The sequence below is a fragment of the Rouxiella chamberiensis genome, assembly GCF_026967475.1.
Lineage (GTDB): Bacteria > Pseudomonadota > Gammaproteobacteria > Enterobacterales > Enterobacteriaceae > Rouxiella > Rouxiella chamberiensis.
The window spans coordinates 717,269-739,600 of sequence record NZ_CP114058.1; the positions used below are offsets into that span (position 1 = coordinate 717,269).

At 55.8% G+C, this 22,332-nt stretch carries 19 protein-coding genes and 3 pseudogenes; 11 read left to right on the forward strand and 11 right to left on the reverse strand.

What is annotated here, in order from left to right; translation table 11 throughout:
* Positions 1-68 precede the first annotated feature (68 nt).
* A pseudogene (locus tag O1V66_RS03460) lies at positions 69-627 on the reverse strand (DsbA family protein).
* A gap of 126 nt (positions 628-753) precedes the next feature.
* A pseudogene (locus O1V66_RS03465) lies at positions 754-1,880 on the reverse strand (amidohydrolase).
* A gap of 284 nt (positions 1,881-2,164) precedes the next feature.
* On the opposite strand from O1V66_RS03465, the gene O1V66_RS03470 reads away from it, so the two are divergent.
* The 8 genes from O1V66_RS03470 to O1V66_RS03505 all read left to right on the forward strand — a co-directional run bounded on the left by O1V66_RS03470 (position 2,165) and on the right by O1V66_RS03505 (position 10,716).
* Positions 2,165-3,322, forward strand: coding sequence for an amidohydrolase (locus O1V66_RS03470; protein WP_045047164.1), 1,158 nt, complete (start codon positions 2,165-2,167; stop codon positions 3,320-3,322).
* A 282-nt stretch (positions 3,323-3,604) separates the two neighbouring features.
* Positions 3,605-4,480 carry a MurR/RpiR family transcriptional regulator gene (locus O1V66_RS03475; protein ID WP_045047163.1) on the forward strand — a complete coding sequence of 292 codons (876 nt, stop codon included), beginning with the start codon at positions 3,605-3,607 and terminating at the stop codon, positions 4,478-4,480.
* 35 nt (positions 4,481-4,515) lie between these two features.
* Positions 4,516-5,118 (forward strand): D-alanyl-D-alanine dipeptidase, encoded by a 603-nt coding sequence (ddpX, locus tag O1V66_RS03480; RefSeq protein ID WP_045047162.1) that lies wholly within the window; start codon positions 4,516-4,518, stop codon positions 5,116-5,118.
* 119 nt (positions 5,119-5,237) lie between these two features.
* Positions 5,238-6,755, forward strand: coding sequence for an ABC transporter substrate-binding protein (locus tag O1V66_RS03485; protein ID WP_241481386.1), 1,518 nt, complete (start codon positions 5,238-5,240; stop codon positions 6,753-6,755).
* Positions 6,756-6,821: 66 nt separating this feature from the next.
* On the forward strand, positions 6,822-7,838 hold the full coding sequence (locus O1V66_RS03490) for an ABC transporter permease (RefSeq protein ID WP_045047160.1): 1,017 nt from the start codon (positions 6,822-6,824) through the stop codon (positions 7,836-7,838).
* 3 nt (positions 7,839-7,841) lie between these two features.
* Positions 7,842-8,753, forward strand: a complete 912-nt coding sequence (ddpC, locus tag O1V66_RS03495) for a D,D-dipeptide ABC transporter permease (RefSeq protein ID WP_045047159.1) — start codon at positions 7,842-7,844, stop codon at positions 8,751-8,753.
* 2 nt (positions 8,754-8,755) lie between these two features.
* Positions 8,756-9,775 (forward strand): ABC transporter ATP-binding protein, encoded by a 1,020-nt coding sequence (locus O1V66_RS03500; protein ID WP_045047158.1) that lies wholly within the window; start codon positions 8,756-8,758, stop codon positions 9,773-9,775.
* Positions 9,772-10,716: an oligopeptide/dipeptide ABC transporter ATP-binding protein gene (locus tag O1V66_RS03505; protein ID WP_045047157.1), complete on the forward strand. Its 945-nt coding sequence runs from the start codon at positions 9,772-9,774 to the stop codon at positions 10,714-10,716. Before O1V66_RS03500 ends, O1V66_RS03505 begins: the two co-directional genes overlap by 4 nt.
* A gap of 88 nt (positions 10,717-10,804) precedes the next feature.
* Here O1V66_RS03505 and alsS read toward each other — a convergent pair whose 3' ends face one another.
* The gene (gene alsS, locus O1V66_RS03510; RefSeq protein ID WP_045047156.1) at positions 10,805-12,493 is read right to left on the reverse strand and encodes an acetolactate synthase AlsS; all 1,689 of its coding nucleotides are present in this window, start codon (positions 12,491-12,493) and stop codon (positions 10,805-10,807) included.
* A gap of 25 nt (positions 12,494-12,518) precedes the next feature.
* Positions 12,519-13,246, reverse strand: a pseudogene (gene budA, locus O1V66_RS03515) (acetolactate decarboxylase).
* A 102-nt stretch (positions 13,247-13,348) separates the two neighbouring features.
* Between budA and O1V66_RS03520 the strand changes: the two are divergent.
* A complete protein-coding gene (locus tag O1V66_RS03520; protein WP_045047154.1) occupies positions 13,349-14,239 on the forward strand; it encodes a LysR family transcriptional regulator in 891 nt (296 codons plus the stop codon).
* 1 nt (position 14,240) lies between these two features.
* Here O1V66_RS03520 and O1V66_RS03525 read toward each other — a convergent pair whose 3' ends face one another.
* From O1V66_RS03525 to O1V66_RS03545, 5 genes are all read right to left on the reverse strand, one after another.
* Positions 14,241-15,095, reverse strand: a complete 855-nt coding sequence (locus tag O1V66_RS03525) for a glycosyltransferase (RefSeq protein ID WP_045047153.1) — start codon at positions 15,093-15,095, stop codon at positions 14,241-14,243.
* Positions 15,096-16,034 carry an oligosaccharide flippase family protein gene (locus tag O1V66_RS03530; RefSeq protein WP_269128099.1) on the reverse strand — a complete coding sequence of 313 codons (939 nt, stop codon included), beginning with the start codon at positions 16,032-16,034 and terminating at the stop codon, positions 15,096-15,098. It lies immediately after the preceding gene.
* Complete coding sequence (locus O1V66_RS03535; RefSeq protein WP_269128100.1) at positions 16,000-16,332, reverse strand: oligosaccharide flippase family protein; 333 nt, start codon at positions 16,330-16,332, stop codon at positions 16,000-16,002. The genes O1V66_RS03530 and O1V66_RS03535 overlap by 35 nt, the downstream gene beginning before the upstream one ends.
* Before the next feature lie 383 nt (positions 16,333-16,715).
* Entirely contained in the window at positions 16,716-17,963 is a 1,248-nt protein-coding gene (locus O1V66_RS03540) for an LVIVD repeat-containing protein (RefSeq protein ID WP_045047574.1), read from the reverse strand.
* An 88-nt stretch (positions 17,964-18,051) separates the two neighbouring features.
* Entirely contained in the window at positions 18,052-18,831 is a 780-nt protein-coding gene (locus O1V66_RS03545; protein ID WP_045047152.1) for a (S)-acetoin forming diacetyl reductase, read from the reverse strand.
* A gap of 303 nt (positions 18,832-19,134) precedes the next feature.
* Between O1V66_RS03545 and dapF the strand changes: the two genes are divergently transcribed.
* Positions 19,135-19,980, forward strand: a complete 846-nt coding sequence (dapF, locus tag O1V66_RS03550) for a diaminopimelate epimerase (RefSeq protein WP_045047151.1) — start codon at positions 19,135-19,137, stop codon at positions 19,978-19,980.
* Between the two features lie 14 nt (positions 19,981-19,994).
* On the opposite strand, the gene O1V66_RS03555 is transcribed toward dapF, so the two are convergent.
* Both O1V66_RS03555 and O1V66_RS03560 read right to left on the reverse strand, forming a co-directional pair.
* Complete coding sequence (locus O1V66_RS03555) at positions 19,995-20,933, reverse strand: ROK family protein (protein WP_045047150.1); 939 nt, start codon at positions 20,931-20,933, stop codon at positions 19,995-19,997.
* The gene (locus O1V66_RS03560) at positions 20,930-21,067 is read right to left on the reverse strand and encodes a hypothetical protein (protein WP_241481378.1); all 138 of its coding nucleotides are present in this window, start codon (positions 21,065-21,067) and stop codon (positions 20,930-20,932) included. Before O1V66_RS03560 ends, O1V66_RS03555 begins: the two co-directional genes overlap by 4 nt.
* Before the next feature lie 272 nt (positions 21,068-21,339).
* On the opposite strand from O1V66_RS03560, the gene hemB reads away from it, so the two are divergent.
* On the forward strand, positions 21,340-22,323 hold the full coding sequence (hemB, locus tag O1V66_RS03565; protein WP_045047149.1) for a porphobilinogen synthase: 984 nt from the start codon (positions 21,340-21,342) through the stop codon (positions 22,321-22,323).
* The last annotated feature ends 9 nt before the right edge of the window (positions 22,324-22,332 follow it).

The following is a 22,332-nucleotide window of genomic DNA, read 5'->3' on the forward strand; positions in this document are numbered from 1 at the left end:
GAAACCGGCAATACCCTGCGTAATCACCCAAAAAAGACGCGATTCGAGGAAAAATGGCGCAGTGGCCGTTATCCCTGAATACGTTTGGCCCACGAGGAAATTTCATCACCGCTGCCGATATCTGGCTGCACCAGCCCATTGATCATAAAGGTAGGCGACACGTGAATACCGTTTTGACGGGAATATTTGCAGTGCCACTTGATGACGTTCTGCAACTCCGCACGGGCAAAAGCTTCGCGTGCATTGACACCGCTGTAGCTTTCAAGGCGATTGAGAATATCGTTTGGCGTTGCGTCCATATTGGGGCCGGAGCTATGGTCGGTAAATTCGAACTCTTCACGATGGTCGGCGACCGCTTTCAGCACGGCTTTGGCTGCGTCCTTGCCTTCCGGCAGGGTGGATGCCGCAAGAATATAGCGCACAATGACGCCCGAAAACATGTGCCAGGGCTGCGATTGCAGATGAATTTTCAGCGTCATGTTGTCTTCGCCCACTTCTTCCAGCAGCGCATCAAACTTGTTGAATGCGCGTACCGAGAACCGGACAGGTCGGCTCAAGAAAAACTTCAAATACGTCTTTTCCACGGCCCCATACCAGCGGGTCGGCCTGCAATGGTTTCTCAGACATCTCTATATCCTCAATTTTAAGGGGAAATCAGTAAAATATCATATCAACCATCTTGGCAAATCCTGAAGGACAGCACCAGTCAAAGCGGGCATTAGACCCGCTGTTTTACGTTAATAAAAGTTACGTTTATAAGACCTTGAGCGCACGTTGGGCGAGTTCGGTGAAATAATCCACGGCGGTTCCAATAAGCGCTTCGTCAGGTTGGAACGAAGGGTGATGTAACCCGAATTCGCTGGCGCTGCCGATACTGACAAAGGCACCCGGCACGTGATGCAGATAAAAGGCGAAGTCTTCGCCCCCATTTGCGGTGTCGCAACTTCGGTGTGATAACCCTGTTCGGCCGCAATCTCGAGCGCAAATTCGGCCCATTTTGGGGTATTGATCAAGGCAGGGGGACCAGCCTGCCAGTCAAGTGTGGCGGTGGCCCCGAAACCGGTGGCAACTCCGTTGATAAGTGCCTGGATTCGCGGCGCTATGGTACGGCGTATTTCATCATTGTGCGTGCGAACCGTCCCTTCAAGCTCCACGGTCTGCGGCAGCACGTTCCAGGTATTACCGGCGGTAAAGCGCGTGACGCTGACAACCACGGACTCCTGCGAACTGTAAACACGACTGGCCAGCGTTTGCAGCGTAGTCACGATTTGACTGCCTATCACGACCGAATCGATACCTTCGTGAGGCCGCGCCGCGTGTGCGCCTTTGCCGTTGATATGAATAGTGAAACGGTCAACATTGGCATACAGTGCGCCGCCCCGCGTTTTTAGGGTGCCGACAGGCAGGTCCGGCGCATTGTGCATACCGAAAATCGCCTGTACTCCTTCGAGTGCTCCGGCATCGATCAAGGCTTGCGCCCCATCAAATGTCTCTTCTGCGGGCTGAAACAGGATGCGCACGCGGCCTTTCAACGTGTTTTCCAGCGCCTTTAACCGATAAGCCACGCCCAGCATTACCGACGTATGGAGGTCATGCCCGCAGGCATGCATGACACCGGTATTTTGCGAAGCGAAGGGGAGTTGGGTTGCCTCGGTTATGGGCAGCGCATCGATATCGGCGCGCAGCGCAATGAGCGGCTCGCCTTCACCTATTTCGACCACCACGCCGGTTTTCAGCGCCAGCGGCAAGATTTTGATGCTGGCCTGAGTCAGCCAGTCGGTAATACGCGCGGTTGTGGCGAATTCGTGATTGGAAAGCTCGGGGTGTTGATGCAATTCGCGTCGCCAGTCAACAAGCTGTTCGATAAATGAGTCCGTCATCGCATCCTCGGATTTTTTGGCCGTCTTCGGCCAGACGCAGGGCTGGGCGGCGTGCCGAAAAGGCAGCGTCACCGCGACAGCGAAAAGCAATATCATCCGAAGTTGGCAGCGGCAGGTGAACCAACAATTTGCACTAAGCTTTGCCGAATTTAAGCTAATCCTATTGCCATATTTATCATTCCCTTGCGCGGAAATGTTGTTTTACTCGTCGTCATTCTCCCGTCACTATCCTTGATAAAGGAATGGAGGATCCTGCTTCGTTCACCCTGATTCGGAGGAAACGCATGAGCGACCCATTTGCCGCGCAGCTTATCGAGTGGCGCAGAACATTACACACCTGGCCCGAACTCTCCAATCAGGAGCAGGCGACCACCGCCCGCATTCGCGCGTGGCTGGAAGAGGCGAAAATTCGTATTCTGGATTATCCGCTCGCGACGGGCGTGGTGGCTGAAATCGGTGAGGGCGATACCCTGATTGCACTGCGTGCGGACATCGATGCCTTACCCATCACCGAAGCAACTCGATTACCTTTTGCCTCGCAAAATGCCGGGGTCATGCATGCGTGTGGCCACGACATTCATACGTCGGTTATCCTTGGCGCGGCGCTGCAACTCAAGGCGCGCGAAACCGCGTTGGCGGGGAAGGTGCGGCTGTTGTTTCAACCGGGTGAAGAGAACTGTACCGGGGCCAGACAGTTGATAAAAGCCGGAGCGTTGGACGGCGTGCAGGCGATTTTTGGCATGCACAATGAACCCGGCCTGCCGACCGGCACCTTTGCGACCCGAGGCGGCGCGTTCTATGCCAATGCCGATCGTTTCATCGTTCGCATTCATGGCAAGGGCGCGCACGCCGCGCATCCTGAGCAGGGCAATGACACTATCGTCCTGACCAGTCAGGTCATACAGGCTTTACAGGCGCTTACCAGCCGCAGCTTCAACACGCTGGACAGTCTGGTACTGAGCATTACGCGCATCGATGCGGGAACCACGTGGAATGTCCTGCCGGAAGAGGTGATGTTTGGTGGCACGCTGCGTACCCATGATGTCAAGGTTCGCGAGCAGGTTCAGTCGCGGGTGAATCATCTGGTGAAAACGCTGGTCGAAGCCAGCGGTGCCACGGCTGAAGTCAGCTGGACAGCGGGTCCGCCGGTGCTGATTAATGATGAAAACTGGGCACAGTTTAGCGCCGAGGTGGCACGCGACAGTGGCTACACGGTGCAGACTGCCGACCTGCACCTCGGCGGAGAAGACTTTGCCATCTATTTACAGCAGGTTCCGGGTGCCTTTGTCAGTATCGGCAGTGCCAGCGAGTTCGGGTTGCATCACGAAGGGTTCAACCCAGACGAAGCGCTTATCGCCCCTGCTGCACACTATTTTTCTCGCCTTGCCGAACGCGCGCTGACGCAGTTGTACTCGCAGACACGAGAAGAAACCCCGGCGTAACGCTTCTTTGTTGCTCTCTGCCGTAGCTCACCTGGCAGAGAGCCTTGCACCGGCATCGTGAAAGGGATGCTTGTTTAATGTGCATCCCTTAATACAATGCCCACGTTTTCCTCACGCGCACTCCTCCTCCTCAAAAATTTTTCCCTGAATTATTCCTGATATTTTCCTGATATTTCTTTCATTTAAGCCCTTTTATTCGTGCGGCTATTGTTTTGGCATGCCGGTTGCTTTGTTAATCAACTAACAGGATGAGGTTCGCTGATAACAAAACAACAGGGGCACATGACAGACAATCGAGATGTGATCGCACAAATTCAGGGCTCTTTTGCCGGCCAAACGCCGACGGGTAAGCGTATCGCGAGCTTTCTGCTGGCGAATCTGGCGCAGATCCCCTTCGAGACGGCCGACAGCATTGCCCGCAGCGCTGCGACCAGCGGAATCTCGGTTGGCCGCTACCTGCGCAGTCTGGGCTATCGCAATCTGGATGATTTCAAGCAAACGCTACGCCAGCAAGGCAGCGGAGCGTTGCATCAACCCTGGGTGGTGACTGACCGGCTTGGCGCATATCGCCAGCGCAGTCAGCAACCGCAGCAGCAGAAATTCGAGCAGGGATTGACGCTGGAGCTAGAGGCTATCCGGCATGTCTATCAGTTGACGCAGGGTGACAGCTTTGCCCGTGTCAGCCGGGGTCTGGCCGAAGCCGATGCCGTGTTTATTCTCGGCATTCAATCGGTACGCGGCATTGCCAATGCATTCTCCAGCAATCTGGAATATTTGCGCCCGCAGGTCTATTTCGCCGACGGGCAATCGGGCACTTATGTCGAATCACTCAACTCCGAGTTCACCGCTCCTTATCTGGTGGTTACGGACACGCGTGCCTACTCGGTCACCGCGCAGAAATACTGCAAGGCCGCTTGTGACCGGGGCCTGCGAGTGGCGCTGATTACCGATATCTACTGCCCGTGGGCGCACGATTATCCCGTAGACCTGTTGCAGGTGAAAAACGATACGGGGCAATTCTGGGACTCGATGGCCCCGTTGAGTTGCCTGTTCAACCTGTTGTGTTCGGCCGTGCTCGAACTGCGTGGCGACGAGGTGGAGCAGCGCCTTGCCACCAACCGGCTGTTACAGAAAGAGTTCGGACAATTCGAATCCTAGAGATCATTTTTTATTTAACAGGGTAGCAAGATCAGATGAATGAACAGGTTACAAAAGATTCGCCAGAACTTACGCAGGCCTCCGACTCGCCGGATATTACGCTGATTGATGTCGCCAAGCTGTTGCCACAGGTCGTTATCGACATGAAATACGCCACCGATGACAACCTCACCGGCCGCAAAGTGTACTGCGAAAACCGCTGCCTGCTGCATCCCGATGCCGCCAGCGCGTTGACGCGCTGTTTCGAGGTTGCGCAGCTGGCCGGTTTCAACCTCAAGATTTTCGACGCCTATCGACCCCAACAGGCGCAGCACATCTTCTGGGCGGTGCTGCCTAATCCCGATTATGTGGCGGATATCAAGGTCGGATCGCACCACAGCCGAGGGGTCGCGGTGGATCTCACCCTGCTCGACGAGCAGGGCGTAGAGCTGGATATGGGCGCAGGCTTTGATGAAATGACTGAACGGTCGCACCCTTTTTATCCGCATTTGCCAGCCGACATTCAGCGCAATCGGCTGCTGCTTATTGCCGTCATGGCCGCTGGCGGATTTATCGGCATGCCGACCGAATGGTGGCATTTCGAACTGCCGAATTCGATTGCCTATCCGTTATTGAACGATGTCTTTGACTGTTACTGAGCGTTATCCCTTGCCTTGACCTTGGCGTTTTCTCTTTTGATACCAGGAGTTTGCAGATGCGTATGACCCCAGCTAAAACTCGAGCACTGATACAGAAAACCTCGCTTGCCGCCGCCGTAATGATGGCGCTCTCGGGCGTCTCTTTGCCCGCCCAGGCCGCGGTTCCGAAGGATATGCTGGTTATCGGCAAAGCCGCGGACCCGCAAACGCTGGACCCCGCCGTCACCATCGACAACAACGACTGGACGGTCACTTATCCGGCCTATCAGCGGCTGGTAGGCTACAAGTCCGAAGGCGGCAAAGGATCAACGCAGGTCGAGGGCGATTTGGCGGCAAGCTGGTCCGCCTCCGACGACGAGCGGGTCTGGACCTTTAAACTCAAGCCGGGCGCCAGATTTGACGACGGGTCGGAGGTCAATGCCGAAGCCGTGAAATGGTCTTTCGAGCGCCTGATGAAAATCGGTCAAGGTCCGTCGGAAGCCTTCCCGAAAGATATGCAGGTTTCCGTGGTCGACCCGATGACCGTGCGTTTCACCCTCAAGACCCCGTTCGCGCCTTTCCTTTATACGCTGGCGAATGACGGCGCAGGTATCGTGAATCCGGCCATCGCCAAAGCCAATCCCGCCGACGAAGGCAAAGCCTGGCTCGCAGCCCACACCGCAGGTTCCGGCCCTTATAAACTGGATCGCTGGCAGAAAGGGCAGCAGTTGGTGCTGGTGCCGAACCCGTATTACAGCGGCGCCAAACCGGCCTTTAAACGGGTAACCGTCAAGATTATCGGCGAAAGTTCGAGCCGTCGATTGCAGCTGTCGCGCGGCGATCTGGATATCGCCGACTCGTTGCCTATCGACCAGCTTGCGGCGCTGAAGCAGGAAAACAAGGTCGCGGTGGATGAATATCCCTCCCTGCGTGTGACTTATCTCTATCTCAATAATGCCAAAGGCCCGCTGAGTCAGGTGGACTTACGCCGTGCGGTGTCTTACGCGGTGGATTATCAGGGCATGGTGAAAGGCATTCTGGGCGGCAATGCCAAACAGATGCGCGGACCGATTCCTGACGGGATGTGGGGCTATGATCCGCAGGCCATGCAGTACAGCAACTCTCCGGCCAAGGCCAAAGCCGAACTTGCCAAGGTGAAAACCGCGCCGGGCACTCTTGATCTGCTCTACTCCGACAGTGATCCCAACTGGGAGCCGATTGCGCTCTCCGTTCAGGCGACGCTTGCCTCGGCCGGCATCAAGGTGAAGCTCGAGAAGCTGGCCAACGCCACCATGCGCGACCGCATCGGGCAGGGCGATTACGATATTTCGATAGGAAACTGGAGCCCTGACTTTGCCGACCCGTATATGTTCATGAACTACTGGTTCGAGTCGGACAAGAAGGGACTGCCGGGCAACCGATCGTTTTATACCAATCCGCAGGTCGATACGTTGCTGAAAGAAGCCGTCTCCCATTCGGATCAAAAGCAGCGCACCGAATACTACCAGCAGGCGCAGAAGATAGTTATCGATGAGGCGGCGTATGTCTATCTGTTCCAGAAGAACTATCAGGTGGCGATGAACAAAGACCTCAAAGGTTTTGTCTTCAATCCGATGCTGGAACAAGTGTTCAATGTCGCGCAGATGAGCAAGCAGTAAGTCCAGTATTATCAATAAGGTGAGAGGCATCGAACGCCGCTTTGATGCCTCGTTCAGGAGAAGGTTATGACTTTCTGGACCATTATTCGCCAGCGCTGCTGGGGTCTGGTGCTGGTGATGGCGGGGGTGTGCGTGATCACCTTTGTCATCTCGCACCTGATCCCGGGCGATCCGGCACGGCTGTTGGCAGGCGATCGCGCCAGTAACGAGATGGTGCAGAACATGCGCCAGCAACTGGGGCTGGATCAACCGCTCTATATTCAGTTTTATCGCTACGTGGTGGATCTGCTGCACGGCGATTTGGGCACGTCGATCCGCACGGGGCGGCCTGTCCTTGAAGATTTGCGGGCCTTTTTCCCGGCCACGCTGGAACTGGCCTTCAGCGCGCTTTTTCTGGCGATTATTCTGGGTGTGCCGCTGGGCGTGCTGTCTGCGGTGTACCGCAACAAGTTTCCCGATCATCTGGTGCGCATGATGTCCGTCATAGGCATTTCAACACCGGCATTCTGGCTGGGATTAGGAGTCATCATTCTGTTTTACGGCCAGTTGAATCTGCTGCCGGGCGGCGGAAGGTTGGACGACTGGCTGGATCCTCCAACGCATATCACCGGTTTCTATGTGCTCGATGCCGTGCTGACCGGCAATCACGAGGTGCTGTTGAACAGTCTGCAACACCTGCTGCTGCCCGCGCTGACGCTGGCTTTCGTGCATATGGGCATTGTGGCGCGACAGATTCGCTCGGCGATGCTGGAACAGCTCGGTGAGGATTATATTCGCACGGCGAAGGCCAACGGGCTGTCGCATTGGCGGGTCATTTTGTCTCACGCCTTGCCGAACGCACTTATTCCGTCGATTACCGTGCTGGGGCTGGCGATGGGGGATTTGCTGTATGGCGCGGTGCTGACCGAAACGGTGTTTGCGTGGCCGGGCATGGGAGCCTACGTCGTCAGCTCGATTCAGGCGCTGGATTTTCCGGCGGTCATGGGGTTTGCCGTGGTGGTGTCCTTTGCCTATGTGCTGGTGAACCTGCTCCTCGATTTACTTTACGTGTGGATTGACCCGCGTATTGGCAGAGTGGGGTGAGACATGGCCTTGATTGAACCCGGCGTCGACAATCATCGCGCCTCTCTTGTACCGCCGACCCGCAGGCCGCGATTCGCCTCGTGGCGGAAAACGGCGCACCAGCTGGGTCGCAGTCCGCTCACGGTCGTGGGGCTTGCGATTATGCTGATTGTGGTATTTCTGATGCTGTTTTCGCCGTGGCTGGTTCCGCATGACCCGAACGCCATCGACCTGACCGCGCGTCTGCAAGCTCCGTCGGCCAGTCACTGGTTTGGCACCGATGAAGTCGGGCGTGACCTGTTCAGCCGCGTGTTGATAGGCAGTCAGCAATCGGTGGCGGCGGGGTTGGCGGTAGTGATTCTGGCGGGCAGCATCGGATCGCTGCTGGGCTGTTTTTCGGGTGTGCTGGGCGGAATGGTCGATGCGCTCGTCATGCGCGGGATGGACATCATGTTGTCGGTGCCGTCGCTGGTCCTGACGATGGCGCTGGCCGCCGCGCTCGGCCCGAGCCTGTTCAACGCCATGCTGGCCATTGCCATCGTGCGTATTCCGTTTTATGTGCGGCTGGCGCGCGGTCAGACGCTGATGCTGCGCCATCAGGCGTATATGCAGGCCACGCGAACCTTTGGTGCCTCGCGCTGGCACCTTATCACCTGGCACGTGCTGCGCAATGTCCTGCCGCCGCTGGTGGTGCAGGCTTCGCTGGACATCGGCACCTCGATTCTGATGGCCGCCACGCTGGGCTTTATCGGCCTTGGCGCGCAGCAGCCTACCGCCGAATGGGGCGCGATGGTCTCCAATGGCCGCAACTTTATTCTCGATCAGTGGTGGTATTGCGCCTTTCCGGGCATGGCTATCCTGATTACCGCCACCGGTTTCAACCTGTTCGGCGACGGGCTTCGTGACCTGCTCGATCCGAAAAGCAGAGGGCGCTGACCATGACTGAATCTACTCTGTCTCCTGTTCTGGAAATCGACGGCCTGCGGCTGACTTTTCCGGTTTATGGAGGTGAAATCAGCGCCCTGAACAATGTTTCGCTCAAGGTCAACGCCGGTGAGATTGTCGGCGTGGTGGGCGAGTCGGGGTCGGGCAAGTCGGTAACGGCGATGATGTCGATGCGCCTGTTGCCGCAGGACAGTTTTGTGGTCAAGTCGGGCGCGCTGCGGTTACTCGGCACCGACGTAGTCACGGCCACTGATAAACAGATGCGGCAACTGCGCGGCGCACGGGTGGCGATGATCTTTCAGGAGCCGATGAACGCGCTGAATCCGACCCGCAAGATAGGGCGTCAGATGAGCGAGATAATCTGCCTGCATCAGAAAATCAGCCGCGCCGAGGCAGAGAAAAAAGCCCTGACTTTGCTGGAAGAGATGCAGATAGGCGATGCGGCGCAGGTCATGAAACGTTACCCGTTCGAGCTTTCCGGCGGTATGCGGCAGCGGGTTCTGATTGCGATGGCGTTCTCCTGCGAACCCGAGCTTATCATCGCCGACGAACCCACGACGGCACTCGACGTTACCGTGCAGCGGCAAGTGTTAAGGCTGCTGCGGCGCAAAGCCCGCGCCAGCGGCACGGCGGTACTGTTTATCACGCATGATATGGCCGTGGTTTCGCAACTCTGCGATCGTGTTTACGTCATGTATGCCGGAAATGTGATTGAAAGCGGGCAGACAAACGACGTCATAACCCATCCGGCGCACCCTTATTCGATTGGATTGATGCGGGCCGCGCCTGAAAACGGGGAACCGCGCAGCCTGTTGAGGGCAATTCCAGGGACAGTGCCGAATCTGGCAGAACTGCCTATGGGGTGCGCCTTTCGTGGCCGCTGCGCCCACGGGGATGCCCAGTGTCAGCACACACCGGCGCTCTCGCGTCTCTCCACGGAGACTTTACAGCAGGTAGCGTGCTGGCATCCGCAGCAGGGTAAAACGGCTGGCTTGCAGGAGTCACAACCATGAATCTCGATGCACTGATTGAATTGCAGGATATTCGCGTGCGCTTTGCTGCCAGCTATAACTGGCGGGGTAAAGCCAAAGGTTATGTCCACGCGCTCAACGGGCTGGATTTAAACATCATGCGCGGTGAAACGCTGGGCATTGTCGGCGAATCCGGCTGCGGTAAAAGTACGCTGGCGCAGCTGTTGATGGGGCTGCAAAAACCGAGCAGCGGTCAGTTGCTGCGCGCCCGTTCCGACGGTTCCTGGTTTGGAACCGGCATGCAGATGGTCTTTCAGGATCCGCAGTCGTCGCTGGATCCGCGTTTGCCTATCTGGCGGATCATCACAGAGCCGGTCTATGTACAAAAGCACAATCCGGCGAGCGAACGACGCCAGCTGGCCGAAACGCTGGCAGAGCAGGTCGGGATCCGCAAGGAGTCTCTCGACAGACTGCCGCACGAGTTTTCCGGCGGCCAGCGGCAACGTATCTCCATTGCGCGGGCGCTGTCTTCGGAACCGGATATCATCGTGCTCGACGAACCTACTTCCGCGCTGGATATCTCTGTTCAGGCGCAAATCCTGAATTTGCTGGTGCGGTTGCAGCGCGAACGCAATCTGACCTATGTGCTTATCTCCCACAATGTCTCCGTGGTGCGGCACATGAGCGATCGGGTGGCGGTGATGTATCTCGGGCAAATCGTCGAGCTGGGCCCGGCCGCAAAAGTGCTGAGCCATCCGCAGCATCCCTACACGCGATTACTGCTCGATTCCGTGCCGCAGGCAGGGCGCTCGCTGGAAGACGGGCAGGAAGACAACAAGGGTGAACTGCCCAGTAACCGCAATCTGCCGCAGGGCTGTTACTTTCGCGAGCGTTGCCCCTATGCCGGAAATGGCTGCCAGATGCCGCAGGAACTTCGGGTTAACCTGTCGGGCGCGGCGGTGAGGTGTCATCGGGTCACATAAAACGAGGGTGTTGGCGGGATTCGACAAGACGTTTTTCCTGACGCGCGGGAAGCAGGATATCGGCTTCCCGCGCGTAAAGCGGAAGAAACTAGAACATTTCGCTCATATTGAGCTGGCTCATCAGCAGCGCGTTATCGCTGTAATCCACCGGAATGGCAACGACGGCAACGCCCTGCACGTCCATCGCGGCATGCAGCGTTCTTTCCAGCGAATCGGCAGACGTGACGGCAAAGCCTTTGGCGCCAAACGAATCGGCGTAGGCCTTGAAATCAATCGGGCCGAATTGAATGCCGGAAGTGCGCTGATATTTCTTCTCTTCCTGAATGGCGACCATATTATAGGCTTCATCGACCCAGATAATATGCAGCAGATTGACGCCGAGACGCACCGCGGTTTCCAGCTCCATGCTCGACTGCATAAAGCCGCCATCGCCTGAAACCGAGACCACTTTACGGCCGGGTTCGACCAGCGCCGCGCCGATAGCCCACGGCAATGCCACACCCATGGTCTGCTGCCCGTTGGAAATCAGCACCTGACGCGCGCGGAAGCTGTAAAGATAACGGGCAATCCAGATATGGAAACTGCCCATATCCACGCAAAGGGTAACGTCGCTGTTGACGATGTCCTGCATGGCCCGCACCAGCCGCAGCGGGTGAATGGCGAACTGGTTCAGACTGCGGCCTTTCTGGTCCAGCAACTGGCGCTGTAAACGGCGCTCTTCGAGAATATCGATAGCGGCAGGGCTTAGGACAATCTGCTCCTGAATCTGCTCGTTCAGCAGGTCGAGGGTATCGGCGATATCGCCCACCAGTTCCACTTCGGGCAGATAGTCGCTGTCCGTCTCGGCAGGCGTAACGTCGATGTGAACCAGTTTGCTGTTGCCGTTGCTCCATTTTTCAGGCTCGTACTCGACGGGGCTGTAACCGATGGTAATGACCAGATCGGCATTGCGCAGCAAACGGTCACCGGCCTGATTGTTGAACAGGCCGACACGGCCCGCAAAACGGTGGAACGCACTCTGGTCGATAACACCCGCCGCCTGATACGTGCTGGTCACCGGCAGATTGCTTTTCTTCAGCAGGCGGCGAATCGCCTCGGCGTTGCGCGGCTGGCTCGCCATCAGTCCCAGCAGCAGCACCGGATTTTTGGCCTGTTTCAACAGGCGGGCAACCTGCATGATTGCGCCGTGCGGCGCACTGCCCAGCGTCGGCGAGTAGCTGGTCAGCAGCTTTCCACGCGCGGGTTCGTTAATTAAATCCATCGGCAGGCTGATAAAGGATGCGCCCGGGCGTCCGAACTCCGCCGCGCGAAATCCGTTGGCGACCACTTCCGCCAGCGCCGACGACGAGGTCGCTTCCGCCGAATATTTGGTCACCGGGCGAAACATTGAAACCGTGTCCATTGTCTGGTGCACCTGTTTGAGGTGATGGGCGCGAATCACCGCGCCGCCCAGAGCAACCATCGGGTCACCTTCGGAGTTGGCTGTCGCGACACCGGTTATCAGGTTTGAACATCCGGGGCCTGATGTAACCAGCGCGACACCGGCCTTGCCCGTTAAACGTCCGACGGCACCGGCCATGAAGGCGGCATTGGCTTCGTGACGCACGACAACCGTTTCGATTTTTGAATCCACCAGCGAATCAAACACCCGGTCGATTTTGGCACCCGGAATGCCGAACACGTGCTTCACGCCTTGCGCTTCCAGTTGCGCGACCACCAGATCGGCCCCGCATTTCCACTGATTGTTCTGGTTTTCACTCTTGTCTTGACTGTTCATGAGGTTACTCCGTTAACGGCGGCGATTAGCTTTCTACAGCGCGGATGGCTTCCTGCAAGTTCTCGGGCGACAGATTGGCGTGCAAAAAGTCGCTATCGTGCGGGAAATCGATCATCAGTTTTTCTACGGTGCCGAAGGTCAGCGTACCGTGTTCAACCTGATAATCCAGCACGTGTCCGCCGCTGCAACGCGCGTCATTGATAAAATGTTCGTGATAGCCGGCGACGTTGATCCCCTGCATATATTCGGGGGTCAAAAAGCCAATCAGCACACCCTGGCTATTTTCGATATGAAAGGTCGGCTGCTGTTTGACGGCTTCCAGCATCGGCTTGTAGGGGCGCTCCTGCTCCGGCACGGTACGCGTATCCACGCGACTGAAAGTGCCATTGATGCGCATGGCGCAGAAGGCATTCTGGCTTGCGACCACCCGGTCGATAACCTGATGGATTTCTTCGCGGCTGTGCGGGCGTTCAATCCGGTATTCATTGGTCGGATTGAAGAATGTCATGGTGGCAAACGGCGTTTTCTGTTCGGGACTGGCGCGTCGTGCCGTGCCATCGCCGCGAAGCTGAAAAATGTTGCCGTCAAAGGCAATCAGCTCGCCGTCGAGTTTATTGAAGGTTCCAATGCCAAAGTCTCCGTGCTCTCGCAGCTGGGCCATGGTGGTTTCCCCTCATAGACGCCGCTCAGCAACGCGCTCATGAGCGAGGCCTGGTACAGCACATTCGGCTCTGAAACGGAAAGGTCATTCATGTGGGTGCTCCGGAAAACGCATTAATAAGATTAACTAAAGGTTGACGCCGTTTGCCTGCGAGTTCCAATATTAAGGCATGATGACTTTGAGACGTTTTTGATATGGAACTTCGCCACCTGCGCTACTTCGTCGCCGTCGCCGAGACGGCAAATTTCACCCGCGCCGCACAGCGGTTGGGTATTTCTCAACCGCCATTAAGCCAGCAAATTCAGCGGCTTGAGCATGAAGTTGGCACGGCGTTGCTTAAACGACTGACGCGAGGCGTGGAACTGACCGACGCGGGAAAAGTGCTGTACGAGGATGCGTTAATCATTCTCAAATTGTCTGACGCGGCACTGGAAAGAACCCGCAGTGTCGCGCGCGGCATGAATGGATTTCTGCGCATCGGCTTTGCCAGCTCCTCGGCGTTTAATCCGCAGGTTTTCTCGCTGCTGCACCGGTATCGTGACAAGTATCCGGGAGTGACGCTCGAGCCGCAGGAGAAGGACATGTCGGGCTTGATGACGGCGCTGAGTGAAGGGGTGATTGATCTGGCGTTCGTGCGTCTGCCCTGCGAGCGCAGCAAGGATTTCAATGTGCGGGTTATCGATGACGAGGAGATGGTGGTTGCGCTGCCGAAGATGCATCCGCTGAGTCGCACAGAGAGCGTGTCGCTCGCCGACCTGCAAAACGAAACGCTGATTACTTTTCCGCGCGACCTGTCGCCCGGACTCTATGACACGGTTATTGCAGGGTGTGAGGCCGCCGGATTTTCGCCGAATCTGGGCCAGCAATGCCCGCAGATTGCCTCGTCACTCAGCATGGTGGCAACCGGCTTTGGCTATGCGCTGATTCCGGCTTCGCTAGGCAGAATCGATGTCGCCAACGTCTGCTGCCTGCCTATCGCCAACCAGCGGATCACCACGCAAATTGCGCTGGCATGGCGCAGAGCCGCCCTGGGAAAGGCGGCGCTGCATCTCCTCAATCTGACGGCGGCGGCAGGAGTCGAATAGATTAACGCATCTTGCCCAGGCGGTTGTTTTTGTAATCGCGATAGCCCTTGAGCATATAGCGCAGTTTCAGCAGTTTCTGCTCTTCGAAGAAGATCACGCCCACCAGTAACTGTCGATTGAATTTATCGTAATCGGCAGTGAATTCGGGGTAACGATCGCGCATCAGCAGGCGATTACGGGTGATGTAATACTTACGAATCGCGCTGTGATGCATTACCCACATCGCGCGGTTGAAGAAGTATGGATGCAGTTGGGTATTCCCCAGTTTGTGCTCCATATGTACGTTGCCGAAGGTATAAATCTTGTACCCGTTTTTGGTCATTTTATAGCACAGGTCGTGATCCACTTCGTCAATGAACAATTCGTCGTCGAAGCCGCCAATGACCTGGTAGGCGGCAAGGCTCAGGATATTGCCCGAAGTAATAACGCGCTGTGCATAGCCTTCCTGCTGCTCTTCACCGGTGACGGGAGTAAAAACGGCAATGGACGGATCGTCGATTTTCCTGCGTTCGAAGGCTTCGATATATTTCGCCATTTCGGCGGTGCTGAAGCCCGAATCCTGATCCATGGTCAGGATCCAGTCATAGCCTTTTTCCAGCGCGCGCTGACAACCGATGTTCAGTGCTCTGGCAATGCCCAGGTTGTCGAGATTGGCAATATATTCAATTGAGGTCGCCTCTCCGCTTAACTCTGCCAGCAATGCGGCGTTATCTCCGGCTGAATTATCCACGACATACAGAGTCTGCAATGCGCCCAGATAGGACTTGATGTTTTCAACTTCTTTGTCAGTTGGGTTGAACCAAACCACAACGCCCGCCAAAGAGGTGTGCAAGGCGTTAATCTGTTCAATAGACATTTATGAACGTCTCCATATGGATTTGGTTTTATAGATAATCAAAAGTGCGACAATGGCTTCAGTGGTAAGAACGGAAATAGCCGCTCCATTGGCTCCCATGAGCCAGATCAAAGGAAATATCACCACGGTATTGAGCACGGCGCCAAACCATAATATCTGACTGAATTCCTTTTTCATGCCAATAATCAGCATCCCCTGAACACCCAATACGGTGCTGACGCTGATGAAGAACACCATCGGTGCCAAAATCATTAATACGGGAACAGACGCCAAATAGGTTTCGCCATAGAACGCGGTAATGATTTGATGAGCGAAGCCCATCAGCAACAGAGAGATAAGCAGGACGATGGCGTTTTGTCCGTACAACAGTTTGCGGATCATCTTGAATCCCTGTTCACGGTTCGCGGCCATCACCGAACTGATACGCGGATAAAAGACCTGCGTGACGGGGCCCATCAATCCCTGAATGGCCATACGAATCTTGTCGGCCGCCACGTATATCCCTACCGTGACAGGGCCGGCAGCAAATCCAAGGAATACCGGAATGCTGTTTACGTAAACACTGCCGGCAATATTTGAAAGGAATATATATCGGCCATCCTGAATCTGCTCTTTTATTTGCGCGTAACTCGGCAAGCTCCATTCAATCCACTTTTCGCGGTAGATCATATAAAAACTGAAGAGTGAACCTAATATGAAGCCCATACCGGTAATAAGTGCAACAATCCATGTATCGGCAGGGGATTTTACGCAAATGAATATTAAGGGGAGGGTCACAACTTTCGCGACAATATTGGAAATGGCCATCCAGCCCATTTTTTCCTTGCCTTGAAATAACCAGCCGGGCAAATAGGCCGCACCTATTACGGAGGTATAGGAAACCACAATGACAGTGGCATATTCCTTAACGCTCGGAACAAATTGCACGATGATAAACATCGCTATTGCACTCACCACGACCAGCACCGTCTTGCAGAACAGAAACGCCCCAGAAAACCTGACTCACCAGAGTTTTATCCTCTTTGTGGATGGCTATCTTGTTGGTGGCGGAGAGGTCGAAGCCGTACTGTACAATGAGCGTAAAGTATTGAACAAACGCAAATGAGAAGCCAAGTATGCCGTATTGGCTCGGGCCAAGTACCCTGACCAGATAGGGGAGCGTAACGAGGGGTAAAATATATCCGGCTCCCTGAATCATAAAGAGCGACAATATATTTTTGACCATGTTTTTGTTCACAAAAATGATACTCCCAGCAATAAAAATGTCATTGTATCGTCATGTCCTGAACAGGATGTTTTTCATCCACAATCAAAACCACATTACCCAAATTATTCAGAACTCGCTGATAGCATCTTCCAAAGACAGGGGATTGAAGAATTCCTGATGATTTCCTTACATTCTTCATGCTCAATTAACGATCTTCGTCACAAAATTCATCCCCGCAGTGTAGCCTCAATAGGCATTTCTTTTCAAGGTTCAACTTTTTTATCAGACACCTAGCTATCGCTCACCCTATTGTTTCCCCTAAGTTAAATAACCCATTCTGGGGATAATGAACACAGCTTCAGAAAAATGTCCGCCGCACTTTGCGGGCAGACATTCATTCATCTTCGAGACAATTAACCAAGATATTCGATAATGGACAGACCCGCATTGTAGTCGGTGCTGTAAATAATTCCGCCCGCATCGACGAATACGTCACAAGACTGAATCACCTGGGGTCGGCCGGGGCGTTTATCCATCATTCGGGTCGGGGCCGCAGGCACCAGCGCACCGGTCTCTTTGGGCTGATACGGGTTGCTGATGTCATAGGCGCGGATACCGGCGTTCTGATAGGTTGCAAAAATAAGGGATGAGCTGACGAAACTGCCCGGACGGTTCTCGTGCAGGTTATGCGGACCGAAATGGGCGCCCTTGCTGACATAATCGCGCTCATCCGGCTGCGGAAAAGTGGCAATACTCACGGGATTGGCAGGTTCCCGCACGTCAAACAGCCAAATCAGCTTTTCGCCATCTTCCTGATTGTCGAGCACGGCTTCGTCGAGCACGACCAGCAGGTCACGTTCGGGCAAGGGCAGGGCGGTGTGCGTGCCGCCGCCAAAAGGCGGACTCCAGTTGCGATGGGCAATCAGGGTAGGCGCGCTGCGATCCTTGATGTCGAGCAGGGTCAAGCCGCCGTCGCGCCAGCTGGCATAGGCCGTATCGCCGCTGATGATGGCGTGATGCAGCGCGTGGCGTTTGCCCTGTGGCCAGTCGGGTATTTCGCCGCCGGCGGTATGCATACCGGGCAGCCACCAGCGTCCGGCCACTTCCGGGCGTGTCGGGTCGGCGAGGTCCAGCGTCAGGAAAATATAGTCACTGTAGCCTTCAAGCAGCGCCGAGACGTAGGCCCAGCGGCCGCCGACATACCAGATGCGGTGAACGCCGATGCCGTCGAGGGAGAGAAAGCCAATCTCGCGCGGCGCGTCCGGCACCGAAATATCGAAGATACGCACACCGGCGCTCCAACCGCGTTGCGTACTGCCTTTAACGGTATCGGCAACCGACCGGGTGTAATAGACCTTTTCATCGGCAAAACGAACGTCGGCAAACAGGTCGCGGGCATTGATAACCAGCAGCAGATCGTCATGCGTTTGTAAATGCACGTTCCAGGTACCCGGCGGCGCAGGTACGTAACCGGCGGCGCGGGGGTTTTTGGGATCCCGCACGTCGACTATCGAAAAACCCTGCGACACCATATGCCCGATATAGGCATAGCCGCGATGCACCATGACCTGTACGCCATCGGCCTTGCCGCCCTGATCGCTGTGGCCGATTAACCGCATATTGCGGCTGTATTCCGGTTGGGGAAGTGAATTCGCTGTCATTAAGAACCCTTTTTTCGACATGGGATCCTGAAAAGCCCGCTCACCGGTCAGGGCTGCGGGCTTGACTTACAGGGGTAATCGGAAACTATCAGTTAAAGACCATGCCGCCGTCAATCAGGAGTGATTGACCGGTCATATAATCAGAATCCGGACCGGCAAGATAAGAGACGCAGGAGGCCACATCTTCGGGTTCGGAAAGACGTTTCAGGGTGATGTTTTTGGCAAACTCCTGCGTGCCGTAGCCTGCGGGTTTACCCGCCGCCGCCGAAACCTGACGATCGATCTCTTCCCACATCGGCGTTTTCACAATGCCCGGACAATAGGCATTGACGGTGACGCCAAGCGAAGCCAAATCGCGGGCCGCCGTCTGGGTCAATCCGCGCACGGCGAACTTGCTGGAGCTGTAAATGGCCAGTTCGGGGTTGCCGACGTGACCGGCCTGCGAGCAGGCATTGATGATTTTGCCGCCGTGACCCAGCGATTTAAAGGCCTTGACCGCAGCCTGAATGCCCCAGATAACGCCTTTAACGTTGATATTATAGACTTTATCCACAATTTCCGGCGTGATGTCTTCAATGAGCGTGGTTGGCGCGATACCGGCATTATTGATAATGACGTCAAAACCGCCCAGCTGCTGTTTCGCCGTTTCGACGGCAGAGAAGACCTGATCGCGGTCCGACACATCGGCAGTCCGGGCGATGGCTTTGCCACCGGCCTGATTAATCTCTTCGGCGACCTGTTTTGCCGTTTCCGCATTGAAGTCCACGACCGCCACGGCGAATCCATCTTTCGCCAAACGCAGTGCGATTGCCCGGCCAATCCCCTGACCGGCACCTGTTACCAAAGCGACTTTTCCATTACTAGACATACAGCATATCCTCGTTGGCAAACCTTGTGAGTGTTCAGGTGGCTGCGCGCAAGGCGGAGAGCCTCTGGCTTTCCGGGCCTGCGTGAGCTGCTGACAGGTTTACGCCGATGACAAAAGATGTGCAAACGTTGTTAATGAAAATCGGGGAATTATTGATCTCGGACAAAAGTTTAATTGTTTTTAATTCAATAGGTCGCGACAGAGGATAAACACACCGCCCGTTGGCAGGTGCTACCGGTGCCGGAAGGCATGGTGTATTCTTTGATAAATCTCGAATAACTCCACACACAAGCTGGGCTGCATATGAACGCATCACTTTTCCACCGTTATCATGGCTTGGGCAATGATTATCTGGTCTGCCATCAAAGCGTGGCGGCAAAATTCACTCTTGAGCAGATTAGCCGTATCTGTGACCGGAATTACGGTATCGGCTCCGACGGGCTGCTTATCGATATCGACGACGAAGAGGTGCCGCGCGTCCGAATTATCAATCCAGACGGTTCCGAGGCCGAAAAAAGCGGAAACGGCCTGCGAATCTATGCCCGTTACCTTTTTGATATCAAGCGAGTCGGCCACGAACCCTTTCTGGTGAACACGCTGGGCGGGCAGGTGAGCTGTGAAGTGACCGAGGGCGCACACCAGATTATCGTCGATATGGGCCAGGCAAAATTCACGCCTTCCGCGTTACCGGCGCATGTCGAAGGTGAGGCGATGCTCGACCAGCCGCTGGTGGTAGGCGGACATGACCTCAATGCAACGCTGGTGTCGATGGGCAATCCGCACTGCGTCGTGCGCGTCGAAAAGCTCGATTTAGCGCTGGTGCATCAGTTGGGTCCGCTGATTGAAACGCTGGCGATTTTCCCGAAACGCACCAATGTGCAGTTTGTCGAAGTGATTGACCGCGCCAACATCAGCATCGGTATCTGGGAGCGCGGAGCCGGTTACACGCTGGCTTCCGGCAGCAGCAGTTGTGCCGCGGCGAGTGCCATGCGCAAACTGGGGCTGGTCGACGATAACGTTACCGTCACCATGCCCGGTGGACAGCTTGCTATCGCTTTCTCCGGAGACTTCATGGTCAACATGCGCGGTCCGGTACAGAAAATCGCCGACATCACGCTCGATGCCGACTGTTTTTATGATTTAGGCTAATCCTCTGCCCGTCTCTAGTGCTGTCTGCCGAGCACGGATGCGCCGACAAGACCGCCCTGATTGACATATTTGCCGGGCACGACCAGCGGGGCGGGATAATGGTGCAATGTGGCACCCCGTACTTGCTGGTCGAGTGCGGCGATAAGCGGGATGACCGTTGCCAGTCCGCCGCCCACCACAATCTTGGTCGGGCCAAGAATATTGACCATCAGTGCCAGCGGTTCGCCCACCAGCAGGACCCAGGCCTTGAAGGTGAGGGCGGCTTGCAGATTGCCTTCCTCCCATCCAGCGATGATGTCATGGCTGTCGAGTTTTTGCTGGTGGAGTTCGAAATGCAGGCGTTCAATTCCGCGCGCGCCGCCGAGCATATCGAGACACCCCGTCTGACCGCAGCCGCAAGGAAGCCGCGGCACCTTGACGAGTTCGTTGTCGATGACCAGTTCGGTACGGGTGATGGCGCCGTGACCCCATTCACCTGTAACCCCGCCGTGACCGCGCACCAGCTGGCCGTTGAACACCAGTCCACCGCCCACGCCGGTCCCGAGAATAATGCCGATGACGACAGGCATTCCCATGGCTTCGCCCACGTGCGCTTCGGCCAGCGCGAAACAGTCGGCGTCGTTGGCCACGCTGACTTTTCGTTTAAGTAACTGGGTGAGTTCCGCTGCCAGATTATGGCCTGCGAAGGCCGGAATGTTGCTCGCCATCACTTCACCACTTTGCGGTGAAACCAGTCCGGCGGTTGAAATCGCAAGGGGCGTATCTTCGGGAACCTCGCTGCCGTGTTCGCTCAGCAAAACCTGTAAGGCCAGCACGAATTCGTCCCAGGATTGGGTCGGCGTAGCGACTTTGGTCAACACCGTCACGTCTCCCTGCTGACGCGAGATGCCAAATTTAATAAAAGAACCACCGATATCGGCACAAAACACTACCGTGCCCGTATTAACCATCATGAACGTGTATCCCGTAAGTCGTGTAGCCCGTCGCCCGGGACGTGTAATCCAGGCGTGGTCAGCATGATTGCCAGACCGGGGAGCAGCGAGAGATGATGAGTGATGCCGAGAAAGCGTCGACCATCACTCATCATTGTATCGCATTCCGGTCTCGGCGCGTCAGGTTATGGCGTCGAGATGCAGGGACAGACAGGGTAAACAGGACGATAGCGCCCGAGAGAGTCGCCAGTGCCCGTATCGGCAAACCCTGTATTCTGGCCCAAAGTTGCTACGTAAAGATAAAGACGGCGGTGAAAATTACGCTAAAATATGCGCCAGTTAATCAGGGTCGGCGATAATTACGTTGATACCGTCGCGTGCTGTTCAAGCCGCAGTGAGTTTTAAATCGCTTTTTGCTGGAGTAGTCATGTCAAATCAGTTCCCAAGTTTACGCCCTCGTCGTCTAAGACAGTCTGATTCTATGCGCGCCCTCTTTCAGGAGAACCAGTTCAGCGTTGACGATCTCGTATTGCCTATCTTCGTTGAAGAAGAGACTTCCGAATACGCGGTAATCGAGACCATGCCCGGTGTACTGCGTATTCCTGAGTCAAAACTGGCGTATGAAATCGAGCGTTACGCCAAGGCGGGCATTCGTTCGGTGATGACCTTTGGTATCTCGCACCACATGGATGCCACCGGGAGCGACACCTGGAACGAAAACGGGCTGGTCGCACGCATGGCGCGAATCTGCAAAGACACCGTGCCCGAAATGATTGTCATGTCGGACACCTGTTTCTGCGAATATACCTCGCACGGCCATTGCGGTGTGTTGCATGACCACGGCGTAGACAATGACGCCACGCTCAAGAACCTGGGCCGTCAGGCCGTTGTTGCGGCCGCCGCCGGTGCAGATTTCATCGCGCCTTCCGCCGCCGCAGACGGTCAGGTGCAGGCTATTCGCCGCGCCCTCGACGAAGCCGGATTCATTGATACCTCAATCATGGCTTATTCGACCAAATTTGCATCCTCTCTCTACGGTCCTTTCCGTGAAGCGGGCGGCAGCGTGTTGCAGGGCAATCGTAAAAATTATCAAATGAATCCGATGAACCGCCGTGAAGCTATCCGTGAATCCCTGATGGACGAGCACGAAGGGGCGGATGCATTGATGGTGAAACCTGCGGGCGCCTACCTCGACGTCATCAGCGATATTCGCGCCGCGTCCCGTCTGCCATTGGCCGCCTATCAGGTGAGCGGGGAATACGCGATGATCAAGTTTGCCGCACAGGCCGGTGCCATCGACGAGCGCAAAGTGGTGCGTGAAACGCTGGGCGCAATCAAACGTGCCGGTGCCGATATCATCCTGTCTTACTTTGCAATGGATATTGCCGAGCAGGGCGTCGATTTCAACTAATCGGATTCC

Coding starts and splice junctions, on each gene's coding strand:
- O1V66_RS03470 (WP_045047164.1), top strand. CDS start 2,165: ATGAGCGACCCATTTGCCGCGCAGCTTATCGAGTGGCGCAGAACATTA.
- O1V66_RS03475 (WP_045047163.1), top strand. CDS start 3,605: ATGACAGACAATCGAGATGTGATCGCACAAATTCAGGGCTCTTTTGCC.
- ddpX (WP_045047162.1), top strand. CDS start 4,516: ATGAATGAACAGGTTACAAAAGATTCGCCAGAACTTACGCAGGCCTCC.
- O1V66_RS03485 (WP_241481386.1), top strand. CDS start 5,238: ATGATGGCGCTCTCGGGCGTCTCTTTGCCCGCCCAGGCCGCGGTTCCG.
- O1V66_RS03490 (WP_045047160.1), top strand. CDS start 6,822: ATGACTTTCTGGACCATTATTCGCCAGCGCTGCTGGGGTCTGGTGCTG.
- ddpC (WP_045047159.1), top strand. CDS start 7,842: ATGGCCTTGATTGAACCCGGCGTCGACAATCATCGCGCCTCTCTTGTA.
- O1V66_RS03500 (WP_045047158.1), top strand. CDS start 8,756: ATGACTGAATCTACTCTGTCTCCTGTTCTGGAAATCGACGGCCTGCGG.
- O1V66_RS03505 (WP_045047157.1), top strand. CDS start 9,772: ATGAATCTCGATGCACTGATTGAATTGCAGGATATTCGCGTGCGCTTT.
- alsS (WP_045047156.1), bottom strand. CDS start 12,493: ATGAACAGTCAAGACAAGAGTGAAAACCAGAACAATCAGTGGAAATGC.
- O1V66_RS03520 (WP_045047154.1), top strand. CDS start 13,349: ATGGAACTTCGCCACCTGCGCTACTTCGTCGCCGTCGCCGAGACGGCA.
- O1V66_RS03525 (WP_045047153.1), bottom strand. CDS start 15,095: ATGTCTATTGAACAGATTAACGCCTTGCACACCTCTTTGGCGGGCGTT.
- O1V66_RS03530 (WP_269128099.1), bottom strand. CDS start 16,034: ATGTTTATCATCGTGCAATTTGTTCCGAGCGTTAAGGAATATGCCACT.
- O1V66_RS03540 (WP_045047574.1), bottom strand. CDS start 17,963: ATGACAGCGAATTCACTTCCCCAACCGGAATACAGCCGCAATATGCGG.
- O1V66_RS03545 (WP_045047152.1), bottom strand. CDS start 18,831: ATGTCTAGTAATGGAAAAGTCGCTTTGGTAACAGGTGCCGGTCAGGGG.
- dapF (WP_045047151.1), top strand. CDS start 19,135: ATGAACGCATCACTTTTCCACCGTTATCATGGCTTGGGCAATGATTAT.
- O1V66_RS03555 (WP_045047150.1), bottom strand. CDS start 20,933: ATGATGGTTAATACGGGCACGGTAGTGTTTTGTGCCGATATCGGTGGT.
- O1V66_RS03560 (WP_241481378.1), bottom strand. CDS start 21,067: ATGATGAGTGATGGTCGACGCTTTCTCGGCATCACTCATCATCTCTCG.
- hemB (WP_045047149.1), top strand. CDS start 21,340: ATGTCAAATCAGTTCCCAAGTTTACGCCCTCGTCGTCTAAGACAGTCT.